We start from the raw sequence: 18,334 nt of genomic DNA, 5'->3' as shown, positions 1-18,334 counted from the left end.
TTTGTTACCGGTATCAGGTTCTTGTTACCGATATCATTCACATAAAATATAGCCATTTGGACTTAAAACACCATTTTGATAGCCATTACTTACACTGGCTTTTTTATCAATTTTTATTTCATAATTAGTAGTATTGAAATATGCAGTAATTCGGCCATGCTTAACCACAATCAAATCATCTTCAACTGCAAGTTTAATATCACTTTGACTTAAAACTGATGCATACTTACGTCTAAATACGATTAATGCATGGACTTTTTGCCAGTATGCATTTCCTGTTTTTGTCCAATCCATTGGCTTACGGCAATCTGGATCGTTACCACCAGTCATCGCCATTTCAGTTCCATAGTAAATAGATGGACTACCTGGTTGCATGAGTTCGAAGGCTAGAGCATTTAATGCTTTGTCTTGGTTTTCATCAGCTAAAGTTAAAAGTCTGGCAGTATCATGTGAATCTAGCATATTAAGCATGCCACTGTTGACGCAGTCACGATAAAGCATCAGCTGGTCAAATAAAACTTGCGTTAGCATTTTGGCACTAATTTTGCCAGTTAAGAAATGGTCTTCGATTTGTTGGGTATATGGATAATTCATAACTCCAGTAAATTCATCCCCATTAAGCCAAGGCTGACTTGAATGCCAAACTTCACCCACAATGTAAAAATTAGGATTTATCTCCATGAGTTTCACGTGAAACTTTTTCCAAAAATGATGATCTACTTCATTAGCTACATCTAAACGCCATGCATCAATATGAAATTCTTTAGCCCAGTATGTTGCAATATTTAATAAATACTTTTGTACTTCTTCATTAGCAGTATTGAGTTTTGGCATATGCGGTTCAAAAGCAAAAGTATCATAAGGTGGCATCTCTTCACCCTTACTTGGATCTTTAAATGGAGTAACTGGCAAATAATTAATATGGAACCAGTCAAAGTATTTAGAATCTCGACCATGTTTAACCACATCTTGCCATTCTTTAGATTGATCACCTAAATGATTAAAGACTGCATCAAGCATGACATGCATCCCGCGCTTATGGGCTTCATCAACTAACTTCTTAAATAGCTTCTTATCACCAAAATCAGGATCAATTTCTAAATAATCGATAGTGTCATATTTATGGTTAGAACTAGCCTTAAAAATTGGACAGAAGTACAAGCCGTTAATTCCTAGCTCTTGTAAATAATCAAGCTTGTCTAATACCCCTTGTAAGTCACCACCATAGTAATCTTCTCTACCAGGGTGATCGGCTGAATTCCAAGGTTTAGTCCCAACTGGATCATTATTTTTATCGCCATTATTAAAGCGCTCAGGAAAAATTTGGTACCAAACCGTTTCTTTAACCCAAGCTGGCGTTTTGGCCATGTCAATTTCGTGGAAATATGGTACCTTAAAGAATTGACCATAATCATATAAGTTACTGTCATTGTATTCACGAATTCCTCGGTCTCCATAAATAATGTGACTGTCGTCTTGGCCAACTACTTCAAAGGTATATTGGCAGCGGTGTAAAGGTAACTCGAGCGTTGTCATATAATAATCTGCCACTTGGCCACTACCGATTTTGGTCATTTCTTGTTTTTGGGCAGTTTTTAAATCATAGTAACTATCTAAATAATGAACAATTACTTTTTGCACATCATCTTTCGCAGTATGAAAACGCAGACGAAGATGATTTTTATCAATTAAAAAACAATCTTCACTTTCTGGTCGGTGTCGTAAACTTGCTTCTTGCATCTTAATTCCTTTCTAAAACTAAACCAGCAAATGGTGCTAGTTGTAATTCATTGTCATTTAAACTATATTGGCCATTGCTCAAAATGACTTTTTGATATTTGGTTTTTACTTTTAATGGTTTATTAGTTAAGTTAACTACCACTAAGGCACTTTCATCGCCCAAATCACGCTGATAAATAAAGCTCTTACTGCTAGTTGGGTGAAGGTAATAACTACCTTCCATAAATAATGGCGTCTTCTTTAACGCAATCAGCTGACGATAAAAGTTGAAAAAGCTCTCTGAATCAGCTATTTCAGCTTCCGCAAAATGCTCATCCTGTTTTTTACCAGTTAGCCAAGGATGGTGCTTACTAAAGCCATAATTTTCTGCTTTTTTCCAAGGCATAACTCCACGAGCTGGCATTTTATGAGTTTGCGAAACCATCGTTAAAATTTCAGCTTCACTATATCCTTGCTTTTCTGCCTTTTTGGCAAAGTCAAAAACAGTCTGATCTTTAAAGTCGTCCAATTGCTGGAAGGCTAAATTCTTAAGCCCTAACTCTTCACCATAATAAATAATTGGAATACCTCGCTCTAAATATAGAAGCATGGCTAAACTTTTAGCTTGCAGGTCATTTTTAGCAATTCGCGTCCGCAAACGGCTCATATCATGATTGCTCCAGTAAAGAACTGGCTTTGAAATTCCTGCTAAAGTCTGCTCCCAAATCATTTGGGTTAACTTAAATGCTTCAAAGTCAAAGGGCTTAACTTGATAATTGGCTGGAATAGCTGAATCAAGTTGACTGTCATCCTCAGTAAAGCAGCGGAAAGTAATTGCAGCATCTAGTAAATTATTTTCCGGATCAGTATAATTAGCAGCTAAATTCACATTGGCACTAGCAGCTTCGCCTAATAATAAGCAATCTGGATAATCTTGCTTAATTTGCTGGCAAAATGGCCGCAAATAATGAACTACTTCTGGCAAGTTAGCAAAAAATGGCTCAGCTACAGGTATTTGGCCTTCAGGGGCTGGATAATTTTGGCGAAAATCAGCCTTGGCAATATGGATAAAGGCATCTAAGCGTAACCCATCAATTCCTTTTTTAAGCCAAAATTCTGCGATATCAAGCATCGCTTTACGAACGCCCGGATTTTTCCAATTTAAGTCAGGCATGTGTTTATCAAACAAGTGGAAGTAAAATTGACCAGTTTTGGGATCCGGCTCCCAAACACTACCACCAAAAAAGCTGCCCCAGTTGTTAGGCCGATGGCCATTTTCTCCAGCAAAGAGATAATAATCGCGATAAATACTCTTAGGATTAGCAATTGCATCCTTAAACCAGGGGTGCTGATCAGAAGTGTGATTTAATACAAAGTCCATGATGATGCGGATACCATTTTGATGAAGGGCTGAAATTAAGTCTTCCATATCAGCCATGGTGCCCATCTTTTCATCAATTGCAAAATAATTAGCTACATCATAGCCATTATCTACTTGAGGCGAAACAAAGACCGGATTAAGCCAAACGGTGTTAATTCCTAGTCTTTTTAAGTATGGAATTCGCTGTTTAATTCCTTGTAAGTCCCCAATTCCATCGTTATTACTGTCTTGAAAGGACTTGGGATAAATTTGATAAATAATTGCTTCGTCGTACCATTTTTTCATAAGCGTGTCCTCCTGTTGCTAGTGTAACAAATCAAAGTAACCGCTTACAGTTGTTATCGGTATCAAAAATAAAAGGGTGCCTAGTTTTTTTTACTAGACACCCTTTTGAAGAGTATTATTTTAGATTTTTTAATCAAATCTTTTAGCTTATCCTTTTATCCCTACTTTGTCGTGCCACGCACAACCAATTCCGGCTTCACATAGGTCTGCCCTTGCGCAGAACCAGATTGCTTAATCTTCTCCAGAATCAATTGTGCTAACATATCGCCCATTTTAAAGATTTGTTGCTTAACTGTGGTTAATTGTGGATTGGAAACTTGATCTAAAAACACACCATCAAAACCAATTACCCCATAATCTTCAGGTAATTTCTTATTTAAACGTGACAAAGCCCGACATACCCCAATTGCCAAGCGATCACTAGCACAAATAAAGCAGGTATTCGGCTTAATATTTTCAATCTGCTCATCAATCAACTTTTCAGCTAAATGTGAGTGATTCCCTGTTCTAAAAATCTTGGGTTCTAAATTGCGTTCTTGCATACTTGCCAAATAGCCATATTCACGCGCATACTCAAAACCTTCTTTAACGTCAATCCCGATAAAGACTGCATCTTGATAACCGCGCTCTAAAGCATATTTAGTCGCAACTGAAGTACCATAACGATTGTCAGTATCGACAAAGTCAAAATTGCTTGAAGTTTCACCAAAAAAGATAAATGGCTTCTTTAATTCATTAAAAATTGGATAATTGTATTCACGCGCGCCAGTAATAATATATCCGTCAGCGTTACCTTTTTGAATTTGATCAATATCAGTTACTAACTGAATTGCATAACTATCTGCCTTTAAGCCGCGTGCAACACCAAACAACAAATTCATATAGTACGGCTCAGTTGTATCAATATCTTCTAAAGTAACAAACTTAATAACGTTAGTTCGATTATTAACTAGCGCTCGAGCAATTGAATTAGGATGATAGTCTAATTTAGCCATTGCCTTTTCAACTAAGGCCAATAATTCTGGCGTAACTTGCTCAGGATGGTTAATCGCCCGTGAAACCGTCATTTTTGAAACATTTGCTTCTTTAGCTACGTCAGAAAGAGTTACCATTATTTTGCCTCCAAGAATTTAGTTCTTATTTCTTGTAAATCATCTTTGCTAAAGCCAAGAACATGAATAAAGAAGTTATCAAAACTTCCCCAGCCCATCCTGATAGTTTCAGTAATGCCTTTAATACCTGCACTATCAGCTTTGGTTAAGTTCATCTCTGCTACTAAATTAGCCATCTCATCATCACTTGGCTGATTTTTTTGATATGAGAAATGATAAAGACGATTAGTAACCAAATAGTCACGAGTTATATCATCATCGCTAACTCCTAATCCCATTAAAATTAGCGCTGCTATCATCCCTGTTCGATCTTTTCCAGCAGAACAGTGAAAAACCAAAGCCTGATCATTTTCTAAAGTAAGCAGTTTCTCAAAAACAGTTTTAAAAATCTTCTGGCCATGTGTACTTAATAGAACCTTTTGATAAATTTGGCCTAAATAATTATCCATAGGCTTTATATTCTTTATTAATTTAGTCAAAATTGCTTTATCTACGTGCTCTGCAGGGCTTTCAGCATATAAGTGACAATCTATAAATTCTGCTTTCCATGCTTTATCAGGTGCCATTTCTTGTTCATAATGGGATCTCAAGTCGCAGTCATAAACGATATTTAATTCATTTAACTTTTTAATATCAACACGTGACAAAGAACTCAATGAATCAGCACGATAAATTTTACCATAGCGGACTTTTTTATTACCTAGTCCTACATATCCACCCAAATCGCGAAAATTAGTTGCACCTTCCAATTTAATTAATTTCATAAGCTAAAAACTCCTAATGAGCAAAAAATTGGGTGGCTTTAACTGCTTTTTGCCAACCAGCATATAATTTATCTCTCTCACTATTTGTCATTTCACTGCTAAATGTTTGCCCAATTTTTGCAATTTTCTTTAATTCATCAATGTCTTGCCAATATCCAACACTTAAACCAGCTAAAAAAGCTGCTCCTAATCCAGTTGTTTCTAGCGTTGCAGCACGTTCAATCTTTGTTCCTAAGATATCAGATTGAAATTGCATTAAATAATCATTATTAGAAGCACCACCATCTACTCTTAAAGCAGGAATGGCAATACCACTATCATGTTGCATAGTATCTACAACATCCCTTGTTTGATAAGCTAATGATTGTAGCGTTGCCTTGATTAAATCATTATCTGTTGTGCCTCGCGTTATCCCAAAAATTGCTCCACGTGCTTCCGCATCCCAATATGGCGCACCTAACCCCGTAAAAGCCGGTACAACATAAACTTCGTTTTCCGAGGTAGAATTGCGAGCAGCTTGTTCTGATTCAGGAGAAGTTTTTATTAATTTAATTGAATCCCGCAACCACTGAATTGCACTACCCGCAACAAAAACAGAACCTTCTAAAGCATAGACTACTTGTCCATTAACTTTATAAGCAATTGTTGTTAATAAATTATTGTTGGAACTAGTAGGATTAGTCCCGGTATTCATCACAATAAATGAACCCGTTCCATAAGTGTTTTTCACCATTCCTGGTTTTAAAGCTAATTGCCCAAATAAAGCAGCTTGTTGGTCACCAGCCATTCCAGCAATTGGCACTCTACCACCAAAGAATTCAAAAGGTGTCGTTTGCCCATAAACTTCTGAATTGCTCTTAACTTCTGGTAGCATCTGCTCAGGAATATTCAGTATTCTTAAAATATCTTCATCCCATGTTAAATCATGAATATTAAAAAGCATTGTTCTGGAGGCATTGGTATAATCCGTCACATGCACTGCACCATTAGTTAATTTCCAAACTAACCAAGTATCAATTGTGCCAAATAATAAATCTCCACTTTCTGCTCTTTTCTGGCCATTTTCAATATGATCTAAAATCCAACGAATCTTAGTAGCTGAAAAATATGGATCAATAATTAAACCTGTCTTTTCCTTGATTAAGTCACTATAACCCTTGCTTTTTAGTTCTTCGGCTAAAGAAGTTGTCTGGCGAGATTGCCAAACAATAGCATTATAAACAGGACGACCTGTTTTCTTATCCCAAATTACGGTAGTTTCTCTTTGATTAGTAATACCAATTGCTGCTATCTGATCTGGCCGAATTTGTGAATTGATGAAAGCTGAAGCTACTGTGGTTTGTACAGCATTCCAAATCTGTTCAGGATCATGCTCTACCCAACCTGGTTCAGGAAATAATTGTGGGAATTCTTTTTGTGCTACATAAACTTTATCTCCAGCATGATTAAAAATAATAGCTCTGGTAGAAGTAGTACCTTCGTCAATCGCCATAATATATGATTCAACCATATTTTCACTCCTAAAACTTAAGCGTTTTCTCTTATTAGAATTTTAAAGTTTTTTAGTAAATTTACAAGTTAATATGATAGAAGCTGGCTTTATTTTAAGTTATACTCTATTTAAATGAAAGGATATTACTATGTCAAAAAAAGAAATTATCGCCTTAACCATCGCAGGCAACGATAGTGATGGTAGTGCTGGGATGCCAGCAGATTTACACGCTTTTTATGCCCGAAAAGTTTATGGAATGGGCTTAATGACCGCAGCTGTTGCTGGTAACACAACTGGGATTTATGCTGCTCAAATTATGCCTGTTGATTTTATTCAAAAGCAATTTGATGTTTTAAATGATGATTTTTCAATTAAAGCTTTAAAAACAGGAATGCTCGCTAATAAAGAAATTATTAATTGTGTAGCTGATAATATAGAAAAATATGATATGGGTAAGGTTGTTATTGACCCCGTTATTATTACTAAACATGGTAACAGCTTATTAGATGATGATGCTTATCAAACCTTTTTAAATCGTCTATTACCATTAGCTGACATCATTACTCCTAATTATTATGAACAAAAAAAACTAACTGAACTTCCCTTAGACTCTGAAGCAGAAATTTTAGTTGGTGCGAAAAAGTTGCAAGACTTAGGTGCAAAAAATGTCTTAATGAAAGGAAAACATACTGGTGACAGTAGCGAAGTCGTCGATATTTTATTAACAGAAGATGGCCAAGTCCATAAATTTACCAAGCCATATTACGAAACTGAACGGGTTAATGGTACTGGTGACACACTTTCTGCTGTTATTACTGCTGAATTAGCTAAGGGAACTAATTTAATCGATGCAGTTAAAATAGCAAAAGACTTTACTTATGAAGCTATTTCTCATCCAATTATCGTTGGTTCAAAATGGGGGCCAATTAATCATTGGGCAGCAGAAGATAAACTAAATTAACATTTTAGGTTATACTTATATATTGAAGAATTTTGGCGAAAAGAGTGTAACAATGACTGATAAATTAATCAAAATTGCATATTTATACGAAGATTTGATGAATACCTATGGCGACAGTGGCGATGTTAAGATTTTACGCTTCCTATTAAAACGTCAAGGTTATGATACACAAGTTGACAATATTTCCTTAGGCGATGAATTTAATGCTTTTGACTATGATTTCGTCTTTTTCGGCGGAGGTCAAGACTTCGAGCAAACAGTTGTTGCGAAAGACATTCCTCGCCATAAAGATACTTTAGAAAAATATATTAATGCTGGACATCCAATGCTTTGCATTTGTGGTGGATACCAATTCATGGGAGACTACTACAAAACTAATTCAGGTGTAACTATTAAAGGATTAGGAATTTTCCCACTTCATACCGTCTTTAAATCAGACAAGCGTATGATTGGCGACACAAAGTATATGACTGAATGGGGAGAAGTGGTGGCTTTTGAAAATCATTCCGGCCAAACTTACTTTGATAATACTGATAAGTTACATCCTTTAGGTAGAATGATTGAAGGTTATGGTAACAACCCTCAAGATAAAGCAGAAGGTTTACGCTACCGTAACTTCATCGGTTCATACTCTCATGGTCCTCTATTAAAAAATGTTAACGTGGCTAATGCAATTGTTGAAATGATTTTAACCTGGCATCAAAAACGCTTAGCAAACCAAGAAAATGTAACTGAATAAATAAAAAAACCGTTAACTCACTTAAATGAATTAACGGTCTTTTTTTATTCTAAGCCAACCTTTTTAAAGATATCGTCAACATGCTTTAAATAATAATGATAATCAAAGGCATCTTCAACATCTGCTTTTGATAAATAGTCCATAACTGGGCTATTTAAGACTAAATCTTTAAACTGCTTTTGTTCATCCCAGGACTTGGCAGTTAATTTTTGTACCATATCATAAGCAGCTTCTCTTGATAAAGAAGTTCCATCAATTAACTTCAAAAGTAGTCTTTGTGAATAAACTAAGCCATAAGTTCTGTTCATGTTTTTCAGCATCGTTTCTGGGAAAACATCAAGGTTTGCCAAGATGCGGTTGAAGCGATTAAGCATATAATCAAGCAAAATTGTCGTATCCGGTAAAATGATCCGTTCAGCTGATGAATGTGAAATATCGCGCTCATGCCATAAGCTGACATTTTCATAGGCAGTAATCATGTGTCCCCGCACTACCCGAGCTAAGCCACATAAATTTTCTGAGCCAATTGGATTACGCTTATGAGGCATGGCACTTGAGCCTTTTTGGCCTGCTCTAAAGTGTTCTTCAACTTCATGAATTTCAGAGCGCTGAAGTGATCGAATCTCAGTTGCCCAATTTTCAATACTAGTTGCTAGTAAGGCTAAGCTTGCAAGATATTCCGCATGTAAGTCTCTAGGTAAAATTTGGCTAGTAATTTCTTGCTGGTTAAGTCCTAATTGCTTTAACACGCTAGTTTCAACTTCTGGTGGCACATTAGCAAAATTACCAACAGCCCCAGAAATTTTACCAGACTCAACTCCGCTAGCTGCATGTTCAAAACGGTCAATATTACGCTTAATTTCAGCGTACCAGCGCGCAAGCTTCAAGCCAAAAGTTGTAGGTTCTGCTTGTACACCATGGGTTCTCCCCATCATTACGGTGTTTTTGTGCTCAAGTGCTCTTTTAGCAATTGTATTTTTCACCATAGCTAAATCTTGGCGTAAAATCTCATCAGCCTGTTTTAACAAGTATCCTTGAGCAGTATCAACAACATCAGTTGAAGTTAAGCCAAAGTGAACCCACTTTTTTTCTGTCCCTAGGCTTTCTGAGACTGTTCTCGTAAATGCAACCACATCATGATGAGTTACTGCTTCCAGTTCAGCCACACGCTCTGCTGTAAAACTAGCATTTTGGCGGATTTTTTCAGCATCTTCTGCTGGGACTTCGCCCACTTCACTCCAAGCATTAGTTGCTGCAATTTCTACTTCCAGCCAAGCTTGATATTTATTTTGATCTGTCCAAATTTTCCCCATTTCAGGGCGAGTATATCTTTCAATCATTAGTTAAAATTCCATGGATTCTTAATTACGATAGTTTGTTCACGGTCTGGTCCAACAGAAACTGTGGCTAGTTTTAAGCCAGTTAACTCTTCTAAGCGTTCTAAGTACTTACGCGCATTTTCTGGCAAGTCAGCTAAAGATTGAGCTTTAGTGATATCTTCATCCCAGCCAGGCATTTCTTCATAAACTGGCTTACAGCGTTCAAGTTCAGCTAAACTTGCTGGATAATAGTCAATCTTTTCACCATCTAATTCGTAAGCTGTCGCAATTTTAATCGTCTTAAGTCCAGTTAAAACATCAAGCAAGTTAAGAGACAAGCAGTCAATTCCTGAGACGCGCTTAGCATGACGTAAAGCAACAGTATCAAACCAGCCTACTCTTCTTGGACGACCAGTAACTGTACCATATTCATGACCAGCTTCACGAATATAATCACCAGTTTCATTTACAAGTTCAGTTGGAAATGGACCAGCCCCAACGCGAGTCGTGTAGGCCTTACAAATTCCCAAAACAGTATCAATCTTGTTAGGTCCGATTCCAATTCCACTAGCAAAACCACCAGCAATTGAATTAGATGAGGTTACAAATGGATAAGTTCCTTCATCAATATCAAGCATTATCCCTTGTGCACCTTCGCAGAGGATTTGATTACCACTATCAATTGCATCATTTACTACTACTGAAGTATCAGCCACATATTGCTTAATCTTTTGGCCAAATTCTAAATACTTGTTATAAATTTCATCAAAATCTAGTGCCTCTTTGCCATAAATCTTGGTAAAGATGGCATTTTTTTCGACCAAGTTAAAACGTAACTTTTCAGCTAAAGTATCTTTTTCTAATAAATCGCAAACACGGATACCAATTCTTGAAGCCTTGTCCATGTAAGTTGGCCCAATACCATTTTTAGTGGTTCCAACTTTATTTGCACCCTTAGCTTCTTCTTGGTAAACATCTTGCAAAATATCATAAGGCATAATTATGTGTGCCCGGTTAGAAATCTTTAAGTTAGAAGTGTCAACACCATGTTCTTGTAAATAAGTTAACTCCCCTAGTAAAACTTCAGGATTAATAACAACCCCATTACTAATTACAGCAGCCTTTTTTGCCGCAAAAATTCCAGATGGAATTAAACGCATCTTAAAAGTATGGCCACTAAAAACAATTGTATGTCCTGCATTGTTACCACCATTAGCACGTACAGTTAAATCTGCATCTTGTCCCAAAAAGTCAGTAATCTTACCCTTTCCTTCATCGCCCCATTGGCTACCAACAACTGCTACAACTGTCATAAAAAATCACCTCATACGTTTTAACACAATTACCTTCACAGTCTAGCAAAGCGATTACTTTTTGTCAATCAAAATACGAACTTTATATTTTATAAAAACAAATTCGTTTAGGTTTTTGTTTGACAAAATGATTTTTTATCCGTATAGTTACTAGCGGATTAAAAATAAAGGAGCTATTTTATGAGCAACTATTTTAGTATGGAAGCCTTTGATTATAACGATATTCAACTAGTGCCTAATAAGTGCATTATCAAAAGTCGGAAAGAAGCTGATACCTCTGTTAAGTTTGGAAACCGAACATTCAAAATACCGGTTGTTCCAGCTAATATGCAAAGCGTTATTAACGAACAACTCGCAATTTGGTTAGCACAAAACGACTATTACTACGTTATGCACCGTTTTCAGCCCGAAAAAAGAGCTGATTTTATCAAAATGATGCATGATAAAAAGCTCTTTGCTTCAATTTCTGTTGGAATTAAGGATGAAGAATACACTTTTATTGACGAATTAGTAAAGCAAGACTTAATTCCAGAATATATTACAATCGATGTTGCTCACGGTCACTCTGATTATGTCATCAAGATGATTAAGTACATCAAAGATAAGATGCCAGATAGTTTCTTAACAGCCGGTAATGTTGCCACTCCTGAAGCAGTTCGTGAACTTGAAAATGCTGGAGCTGATGCAACTAAAGTAGGTGTTGGTCCTGGTAGAGCCTGCATCACTAAGCTAAAAACTGGCTTTGGTACTGGTGGCTGGCAATTAGCAGCTCTTAGAATGTGTTCAAAAGCTGCAAGCAAGCCAATTATTGCAGATGGTGGTATTCGCTATAACGGTGATATTGCTAAGTCAGTTCGCTTTGGTGCAAGTATGGTAATGATTGGTTCAATGCTTGCAGGTCATGAAGAATCTCCAGGTAACGTCATCAAAATTGACGGCAAAGTTTACAAGCAATACTGGGGCTCAGCTTCTGAAGTCCAAAAAGGTGGCCACCATAACGTTGAAGGTAAACAATTACTTGTTCCTTACCGTGGTTCAATCAAGGATACTTTGAAGGAAATGCAAGAAGACTTACAATCATCCATTTCTTATGCTGGTGGTAAGAACTTGCAATCTATTCGCTTAGTTGACTATGTAATTGTCAAAAGCAGTATTATGAACGGTGATATTTAACGTAAAATAAAAAGCGCATCAACGATGCGCTTTTTTTGTTAATCTTGGTGGATTCAAACTTACTAATAATACAGCCCCAATAATTATAACTGAACCAATAATATCCATTGGAGTTAATGCTAGATTAAATACTAAAATGCTTCCAATCATCGCACTAATAGGTTCAAAAGCATCTAATAAGCTAGCCGTGCTTGGGCTAATATATCTTAATGCTCCTGCCATCCACTGAAATGGTATCAAAGTTCCAATCACTATAACTCCTGATAAATCAGTTATCATCCCAAAAGTAATTGAAATTTTAGGTACACTTGGATTTAATATGAATAAAGCAATTCCAGCTATTAATAAACCCCAACCAGTTATTACTGCCGTCGGATATAAACTAACCAGTCTCCTAGGAATCAAAGTATTAGTTGCTACACCAACAGCAGATAACATTCCAAAAAGTAAAGCTCCTGGGCTTAAAGTAAGGGTTTGTAAATTTCCATGTGTAGCTAACAAGAAAACCCCTAAAAAAGCTAATGTAGCAGAAATTAAATCTAAATTACGATAAACTTGTTGCTTAGTTATTAGCATCCAAAATATTACAAAAAATGGACCTACAAATTGTAAAATAGTAGCAATCGACGCATTTGCTTCTTTCACAACTATAAAGTAAAAAAGTTGAACTGGTACCAGACCTAATAAACCATAGGCTGCTACATTTAATGCATCTTTTTTATTCTTCCAAATAGCGAAGGGCTTTTGCTTGGTAATTGCCGCAAAAAGTAAAATAATTATCCCACTAATAACCATTCTAATCTTAGTCAAAAAGATGGGTGTTATCAGTGGATTAGAATTAAACAGATTCTTACCAAATAATCCAGAAATTCCCCAAAATACACAAGCTACGGCCGCCAAAATAGACCATTTTACCTTTTGGTTCATTAAAATACCCCTCTCACTATGATTATGCCTTTTACGCAATTAGATAGATTTTAACTGTTTTATTTTTTAAAAGCAAGACAAAAAAGACACTCCATGGATTTTAAACTCATGAAGTGTCTTCTTTTTTAATGTTTATTTTTCTAACATTGTTTCAGCTTTTTTACGTTCATTTTTAGTTAAAACAAATAAAATTGCTGGCAAAATAACTGCTCCAAAAATTAGTGCTCCAATAGCAAACCAATTCAAACTGGTTACTCCATTAATAGTCACACTAAATTCAGCTGCCCAATCATACTTATAAAGTAAAAATAGTGTAATCAAAATTGAAAAGATTGGGAAAATCAAATCAGTTATTTTATTTCTATTAGTAGTCAAGACTGGTTCGACATTTCTTCCAAGATAGAATTTAATTACTCCAAGAGGTACAACAATAAAGCCTAAAAATCTCACAGTCGCACTTAAAATAATTAGATTATCAGTTGAATAATGAAATGCCATAGGTACAAGCACTGCTAAAATTAAAGTAATTAAAAAAGTTCTTGCTGGAAAGTTTCTTTTTGTTCTCTTAGCAAGCCATTTAGGAAATTGATTTTCACGAGCCATTGCTTCTAAGATTCTTGGTGCATGAAAGCTTGAGGCAATATTAATACCAAACATAGATACCAAGGCACCAACCAAAATAATTGCTCGTAAAATAGGGCTTGAAAAAATTGCTGCAACAGCAACTACTTGCTTAGTTTCAAGCAATTCACGTGGATTAAGTACCATAGCTACTGCGACAACGCCAATATAAACTAATGCAATAATTAAAATAGCTAATGGAATAGCTCGAGGTAAATTTTTAGAAGGTTCCTTCATATCTTCTGAACCAGAGGCAATTGCCTCAAATCCTGTAAAGGCATAGAAAGCTGACACAATAGCCATTACAAAGCTACTTGTTGTTACAGCTGGGACAACATTTTTACCAGCTACTTGTAAAGTATCTATTTCACCAAAATGATTTTCACCAGTAGATAGTAATAAAAATGCCCCTGCTAAAATTACTAGCCCTAAAGCTAATAATTTACCAATCGTAGATAAATTCATAATATATTTAACTGTGCTTTGGCCAAATAAATTAATAACCCAAATCAGTAACATTAAAACAACGAAACCAATTGATACATTCTGGAAGCTATTTGGATCTCCACCAAAAATTGAAATTGTTGATTTTATAACGGCTACAGCCATTACCCCCCAGGCTACACTTGCGGAAAAGTAACGTAGTACCCCCTATAAAAACCAACATTTTCGCCAAAAGCTGCCTTACTATAAGCATAAGCTGCGCCAGACTTAGTTACATATTTAGCCGCTGCTGCAAAAGTGATTGCTAAAATTGCTGCAAAACTTGCTGCGATTAGGTAAACTAGCAAAGCCTTACTTCCTACTCTTGAAACAACACTACCTGGTGTTAAAAAGATTCCTGAGCCAATAATTGAATTAATCGCTAACAAAACTATTGACCAAAAGCCAAGTTTGTCACTTTCTCTTCTATCATTCATCAAACTTTTCTCCCTATTTACTTGCTTTAATGATTAAATTCTTAAATAAATTATTTTGATAAGAAACATGTTCATTATTATGCAGCATTTCTGGATGCCATTGAACGCCCATTACTTGTCCATCTTTAGTTTCAAGTCCTTCAATTACTCCATCAGAAGCTTTAGCTGAAACAACCAAATCTGGACCTGGATTTTTAACTAACAAGTGATGAAATGAATTTACTAAAATTTTCTCTTCAGCTAATACTTGGGCTAAATGTGTATCAAACATTACATCAACAGAATGAGTAGGTAAATCAGGTTTAGATCCTTGATCGTGTTTTAAAGTTAATTCTTTTCGATAAGATACATCCTGATATAAAGACCCACCATGAAAAACATTAATAATTTGAAAGCCACGGCAAATTCCCAATACAGGTATTCCCTTTTCCTCTGCTAATTTAAGTAATAACATGTCAAAATGATCCCGCTCTGGCCAAATTGCCCCTAGCTTTTGCAATGGTTCTTCATTATATAAATGTGGATCAACGTCATGTCCACCTGATAAAATCAAGCCTTGTACATGATTCAATTGTTCCTTAATTACTTCATCACTTTCAGTAAAAGGAATAATAAATGGTATACCACCATTTTTTACTACAGAATCAACATAGTCCTCATTAACATAACTACGTCGATAGCCAGGAAATATTCCACCATTATCAATAATTTCTGAACCTGAGATACCAATAATTGGCTTGTCCATGGTCCTCCTCCTCACTTACTTTTTGTTCACAGTTTGTTGTTAATTATAGGAAAAAATTAAGTTCTGTCAAATAAAAAGCTTATTCTCCTTCCCATTCTTTTAAGAATTGGTCAATAAACTTATGCATATATAAAGTTCTCTCATGAGCAATTTTTCTCCCCGCTGGTGTATTCATCGTCTGCTCTAAATGAAATAACTTTTCATAAAAATGATTAACTGTAGTAGCTTCGTGATTCCGATACTGCTTATGACTTTTTAATATTTGTGGTTTAATTGCTGGATCATAAATTTTTTGATTATGACTGCCACCAAAAGCAAATGCTCTAGCAATTCCGATAGCGCCAAGTGCTTCAATTCGATCTGCATCTTGAACGTATTGCCCAATCATTGGTAATTGAAAATAATGTTCTAAATTTTTTGAAAAAGACATATGATTTAAAACAAATAAAACACTAGATATTTCATCTTGTCTAAATTCTTCTTTTTCAAGTAATTGCTTCATTTCATCAGTAACTTTTCCGGGATTTGAGCATATTTTTTCATCAATTGTATCGTGCCAATAGCCCATAACTAATAATAAATCTAGTTGCCTTTTTGATACTCTAGGATAATCTTGCAAAAATAATTTTTGAGCCAAATTTGCGACTCTTTTACCATGCCAATAGTCATGACCTGTTGTATCATTATCTAAATATTTATGGGCAAATGCTTGAATGTTTTCAATCTGCATGTTTTTTCCTCCTTGCTAATAGTCTACCCCCTCTTTAAATTTTTTAAAAAGAAAAAGCCACTCCTTTTGGAGTGACTCAAAATTTATCTTAAGCAACTAAATCAACAATTGGCTTTCCATTTAAGTAAAGGTGTTTTTCATCAGCAGTAAAGTCAACTGCCTTCAAATCAGGTTCGGTCATAATTAACTTAGCTGCAGGAGTTTGTAAATCTTGCTCCATAACTCTTCTAAGTGGACGTGCACCAAACTTCTTATCATAACCTCTCTTAGCTAAAACTTTCTTAGCTTCATCACTAATTGTCATCTTAATGTTGCGTTTAGCTAATGTATTTTCCATCTTTTGTAAGTACAATTCACAAATCTTGGTCATATCCTTGCTACTCAAGTGGTTAAATGGAACAATTGCATCTAATCTGTTCAAGAATTCTGGTCTAAAGTAAAGTTCCAGAGCCTTAATTAAGGCATCTTTATCAACTTCACCATCTTTCAATACTTTATCTGAAAAGCCTGCATTTGAAGTCATTATGATAATTGTATCTTTGAATGAGACGGTTCTGCCTTGAGCATCAGTTAACCGTCCATCATCTAAGATTTGAAGCAAAGCATTGAAGACTTGTGGATTAGCCTTTTCAATTTCGTCTAACAAAATTAAGCTATATGGTTCATGACGAACTTTTTCAGTTAATTGTCCACCTTCTCCATAACCAACGTAGCCAGGAGCTGATCCTATCAACTTATTAACAGCCATTTGATCTTGATACTCACTCATATCAAGTCTAATCAGATGATCACTGCCACCAAATAATTCTTTAGCTAATTGTTTAGCAAGTTCCGTCTTACCTACTCCAGTAGGACCCGTTAGTAAGAATGAACCAGTAGGACGATTTGCATCTTTAAAGACCTGTTTTCTTGCAATTGCATCTGTAATAATATCAATCGCCTTATCTTGATCAATTACTACATTCTTAAGCTTCTTAGCTAAATCTAAATTCTTCTTAGCTTCATCAGCATGTAATTCACTCATTGGAATCTTAGTCTTTTGTTCAATTAAAGCATAAATATCATTTGCCGTTACTTCTGGTTCATTTGCTTTATCTGTATGCTTAAGCTGCTCTTCAAGCTTACTAATTTTATCCTTGTATTCACTTGCCTTATCATAATCCTCAGCCTTAGCAGCTTCATCTTTAATTAGCTGATAATCATGAATTCTTTGTTTTAAGCTATCTTCATCAGTAGAATCAACTCCCAGACTCTTTTTAGCTCCAGCTTCATCCATTAAATCTATTGCTTTATCTGGCAAATAACGACCTTGAATGTAACGCTGCGATAACTCAACAGCTAATTTCAAACTATCATCGCTATATTTTACATGGTGAAATTCTTCGTATTTCTTTTTCAACCCTTGCAAAATTTTAACGGTTACTTCTCCACTTGGTTCTGGAACATCAACAGCTTGAAATCTTCTTGCTAAAGCAGGATCCTTTTCAATTTGACGATATTCACTTGTAGTAGTTGCACCTATCAACTTTAAATCCCCACTAGCTAAAGCAGGTTTCAAAATGTTAGCTGCATCTCCAGAATTATTTTCTGAATCAGTAGAGCCAGCGCCAACAATATTGTGCAATTCATCAATAAATAGGATTGTATTTGGATCTTTTTGGGCTAAATCTATTACCTTCTTGATTTTTTCTTCAAAAGAACCACGTAAGCTAGATCCTGCTACCATGTCATTGATATTAAGCTCATAAATATGCATCTTGCGTAACTTGTCTGGAACATCACCGCTAGCAATTCTTTGTGCCAAGCCTTCAACTATTGAAGTCTTACCAACACCAGCCGGCCCAATTAAAACTGGATTATTCTTTTTTCTACGACTCAAAATCTCAATAACAGCATTAATTTGGTCATCACGACCAATTACTGGATCAAACTTTTTATCTTTAGCCTCTTTAACTAAATCTCGGCCAATCTTATTTTCTTTTTGTTTTGGTTTTTCAATTTGTTGCACAGTTTGAGGGTTAGCAGAATTTGATGAAAAGTAATAGCGAGTATTACCATTATCATCATTAAAAAATGATTTATTTAATTCATTAAATAAGTTATCGAAACTGTCAAATTTTTTGTGTAAATAGA

14 protein-coding genes and 1 pseudogene are annotated in these 18,334 nt (G+C 35.5%); 3 read left to right on the top strand and 12 right to left on the bottom strand.

From position 1 onward, the window contains the following. Window positions 1-33: 33 nt before the first annotated feature. The 5 genes from FC45_RS05475 to glpK all read right to left on the bottom strand — a co-directional run bounded on the left by FC45_RS05475 (window position 34) and on the right by glpK (window position 6,771). Window positions 34-1,740: a glycoside hydrolase family 13 protein gene (locus FC45_RS05475; RefSeq protein ID WP_006585326.1), complete on the bottom strand. Its 1,707-nt coding sequence runs from the start codon at window positions 1,738-1,740 to the stop codon at window positions 34-36. 1 nt (window position 1,741) lies between these two features. After that, on the bottom strand, window positions 1,742-3,385 hold the full coding sequence (locus FC45_RS05470; protein ID WP_006588150.1) for an alpha-glucosidase: 1,644 nt from the start codon (window positions 3,383-3,385) through the stop codon (window positions 1,742-1,744). 161 nt (window positions 3,386-3,546) lie between these two features. Continuing rightward, on the bottom strand, window positions 3,547-4,497 hold the full coding sequence (locus FC45_RS05465) for a LacI family DNA-binding transcriptional regulator (protein WP_006588151.1): 951 nt from the start codon (window positions 4,495-4,497) through the stop codon (window positions 3,547-3,549). Next, the gene (locus tag FC45_RS05460) at window positions 4,497-5,261 is read right to left on the bottom strand and encodes a tyrosine-protein phosphatase (protein ID WP_006585327.1); all 765 of its coding nucleotides are present in this window, start codon (window positions 5,259-5,261) and stop codon (window positions 4,497-4,499) included. The genes FC45_RS05465 and FC45_RS05460 overlap by 1 nt, the downstream gene beginning before the upstream one ends. 13 nt (window positions 5,262-5,274) lie before the next feature. After that, entirely contained in the window at window positions 5,275-6,771 is a 1,497-nt protein-coding gene (glpK, locus tag FC45_RS05455) for a glycerol kinase GlpK (RefSeq protein WP_006585328.1), read from the bottom strand. 130 nt (window positions 6,772-6,901) lie between these two features. Here glpK and thiD point away from each other — a divergent pair, with 130 nt between their 5' ends. Beyond that, window positions 6,902-7,714, top strand: a complete 813-nt coding sequence (gene thiD / locus FC45_RS05450) for a bifunctional hydroxymethylpyrimidine kinase/phosphomethylpyrimidine kinase (protein ID WP_006585329.1) — start codon at window positions 6,902-6,904, stop codon at window positions 7,712-7,714. A 52-nt stretch (window positions 7,715-7,766) separates the two neighbouring features. Beyond that, a complete protein-coding gene (locus FC45_RS05445) occupies window positions 7,767-8,453 on the top strand; it encodes a type 1 glutamine amidotransferase (protein ID WP_006588807.1) in 687 nt (228 codons plus the stop codon). 44 nt (window positions 8,454-8,497) lie between these two features. Here the strand turns inward: FC45_RS05445 and purB are convergent, their stop codons facing one another. Both purB and FC45_RS05435 read right to left on the bottom strand, forming a co-directional pair. Then, complete coding sequence (gene purB, locus FC45_RS05440) at window positions 8,498-9,793, bottom strand: adenylosuccinate lyase (RefSeq protein ID WP_006588153.1); 1,296 nt, start codon at window positions 9,791-9,793, stop codon at window positions 8,498-8,500. Beyond that, a complete protein-coding gene (locus FC45_RS05435) occupies window positions 9,793-11,085 on the bottom strand; it encodes an adenylosuccinate synthase (RefSeq protein ID WP_006585330.1) in 1,293 nt (430 codons plus the stop codon). The genes purB and FC45_RS05435 overlap by 1 nt, the downstream gene beginning before the upstream one ends. 180 nt (window positions 11,086-11,265) lie before the next feature. Here FC45_RS05435 and FC45_RS05430 point away from each other — a divergent pair, with 180 nt between their 5' ends. Further along, window positions 11,266-12,258, top strand: a complete 993-nt coding sequence (locus FC45_RS05430; protein ID WP_006585331.1) for a GMP reductase — start codon at window positions 11,266-11,268, stop codon at window positions 12,256-12,258. Between the two features lie 18 nt (window positions 12,259-12,276). Here FC45_RS05430 and FC45_RS05425 read toward each other — a convergent pair whose 3' ends face one another. From FC45_RS05425 to FC45_RS05405, 5 genes and pseudogenes are all read right to left on the bottom strand, one after another. Beyond that, complete coding sequence (locus FC45_RS05425) at window positions 12,277-13,185, bottom strand: EamA family transporter (RefSeq protein ID WP_006585332.1); 909 nt, start codon at window positions 13,183-13,185, stop codon at window positions 12,277-12,279. Between the two features lie 132 nt (window positions 13,186-13,317). Then, window positions 13,318-14,726: pseudogene (locus FC45_RS05420) on the bottom strand (APC family permease). Window positions 14,727-14,739: 13 nt separating this feature from the next. Further along, window positions 14,740-15,471: a gamma-glutamyl-gamma-aminobutyrate hydrolase family protein gene (locus FC45_RS05415; RefSeq protein WP_057706443.1), complete on the bottom strand. Its 732-nt coding sequence runs from the start codon at window positions 15,469-15,471 to the stop codon at window positions 14,740-14,742. A 79-nt stretch (window positions 15,472-15,550) separates the two neighbouring features. Continuing rightward, window positions 15,551-16,201, bottom strand: a complete 651-nt coding sequence (locus FC45_RS05410; protein ID WP_006585335.1) for an HD domain-containing protein — start codon at window positions 16,199-16,201, stop codon at window positions 15,551-15,553. An 88-nt stretch (window positions 16,202-16,289) separates the two neighbouring features. Then, window positions 16,290-18,334: ATP-dependent Clp protease ATP-binding subunit (locus FC45_RS05405; protein ID WP_057706442.1), on the bottom strand; the 2,045-nt coding region annotated here is incomplete at its 5' end.

Source organism: Lactobacillus jensenii DSM 20557 (assembly GCF_001436455.1).
GTDB lineage: Bacteria > Bacillota > Bacilli > Lactobacillales > Lactobacillaceae > Lactobacillus > Lactobacillus jensenii.
Note: the sequence above shows the minus strand (reverse complement) of the source record. Positions and strands in the feature narration are given on the sequence as shown.

What these genes read in the sequence shown, in the direction of transcription:
- FC45_RS05475 (WP_006585326.1), bottom strand. Translation starts at nt 1,740, where the DNA reads ATGCAAGAAGCAAGTTTACGACACCGACCAGAAAGTGAAGATTGTTTT.
- FC45_RS05470 (WP_006588150.1), bottom strand. Translation starts at nt 3,385, where the DNA reads ATGAAAAAATGGTACGACGAAGCAATTATTTATCAAATTTATCCCAAG.
- FC45_RS05465 (WP_006588151.1), bottom strand. Translation starts at nt 4,497, where the DNA reads ATGGTAACTCTTTCTGACGTAGCTAAAGAAGCAAATGTTTCAAAAATG.
- FC45_RS05460 (WP_006585327.1), bottom strand. Translation starts at nt 5,261, where the DNA reads ATGAAATTAATTAAATTGGAAGGTGCAACTAATTTTCGCGATTTGGGT.
- glpK (WP_006585328.1), bottom strand. Translation starts at nt 6,771, where the DNA reads ATGGTTGAATCATATATTATGGCGATTGACGAAGGTACTACTTCTACC.
- thiD (WP_006585329.1), top strand. Translation starts at nt 6,902, where the DNA reads ATGTCAAAAAAAGAAATTATCGCCTTAACCATCGCAGGCAACGATAGT.
- FC45_RS05445 (WP_006588807.1), top strand. Translation starts at nt 7,767, where the DNA reads ATGACTGATAAATTAATCAAAATTGCATATTTATACGAAGATTTGATG.
- purB (WP_006588153.1), bottom strand. Translation starts at nt 9,793, where the DNA reads ATGATTGAAAGATATACTCGCCCTGAAATGGGGAAAATTTGGACAGAT.
- FC45_RS05435 (WP_006585330.1), bottom strand. Translation starts at nt 11,085, where the DNA reads ATGACAGTTGTAGCAGTTGTTGGTAGCCAATGGGGCGATGAAGGAAAG.
- FC45_RS05430 (WP_006585331.1), top strand. Translation starts at nt 11,266, where the DNA reads ATGAGCAACTATTTTAGTATGGAAGCCTTTGATTATAACGATATTCAA.
- FC45_RS05425 (WP_006585332.1), bottom strand. Translation starts at nt 13,185, where the DNA reads ATGAACCAAAAGGTAAAATGGTCTATTTTGGCGGCCGTAGCTTGTGTA.
- FC45_RS05415 (WP_057706443.1), bottom strand. Translation starts at nt 15,471, where the DNA reads ATGGACAAGCCAATTATTGGTATCTCAGGTTCAGAAATTATTGATAAT.
- FC45_RS05410 (WP_006585335.1), bottom strand. Translation starts at nt 16,201, where the DNA reads ATGCAGATTGAAAACATTCAAGCATTTGCCCATAAATATTTAGATAAT.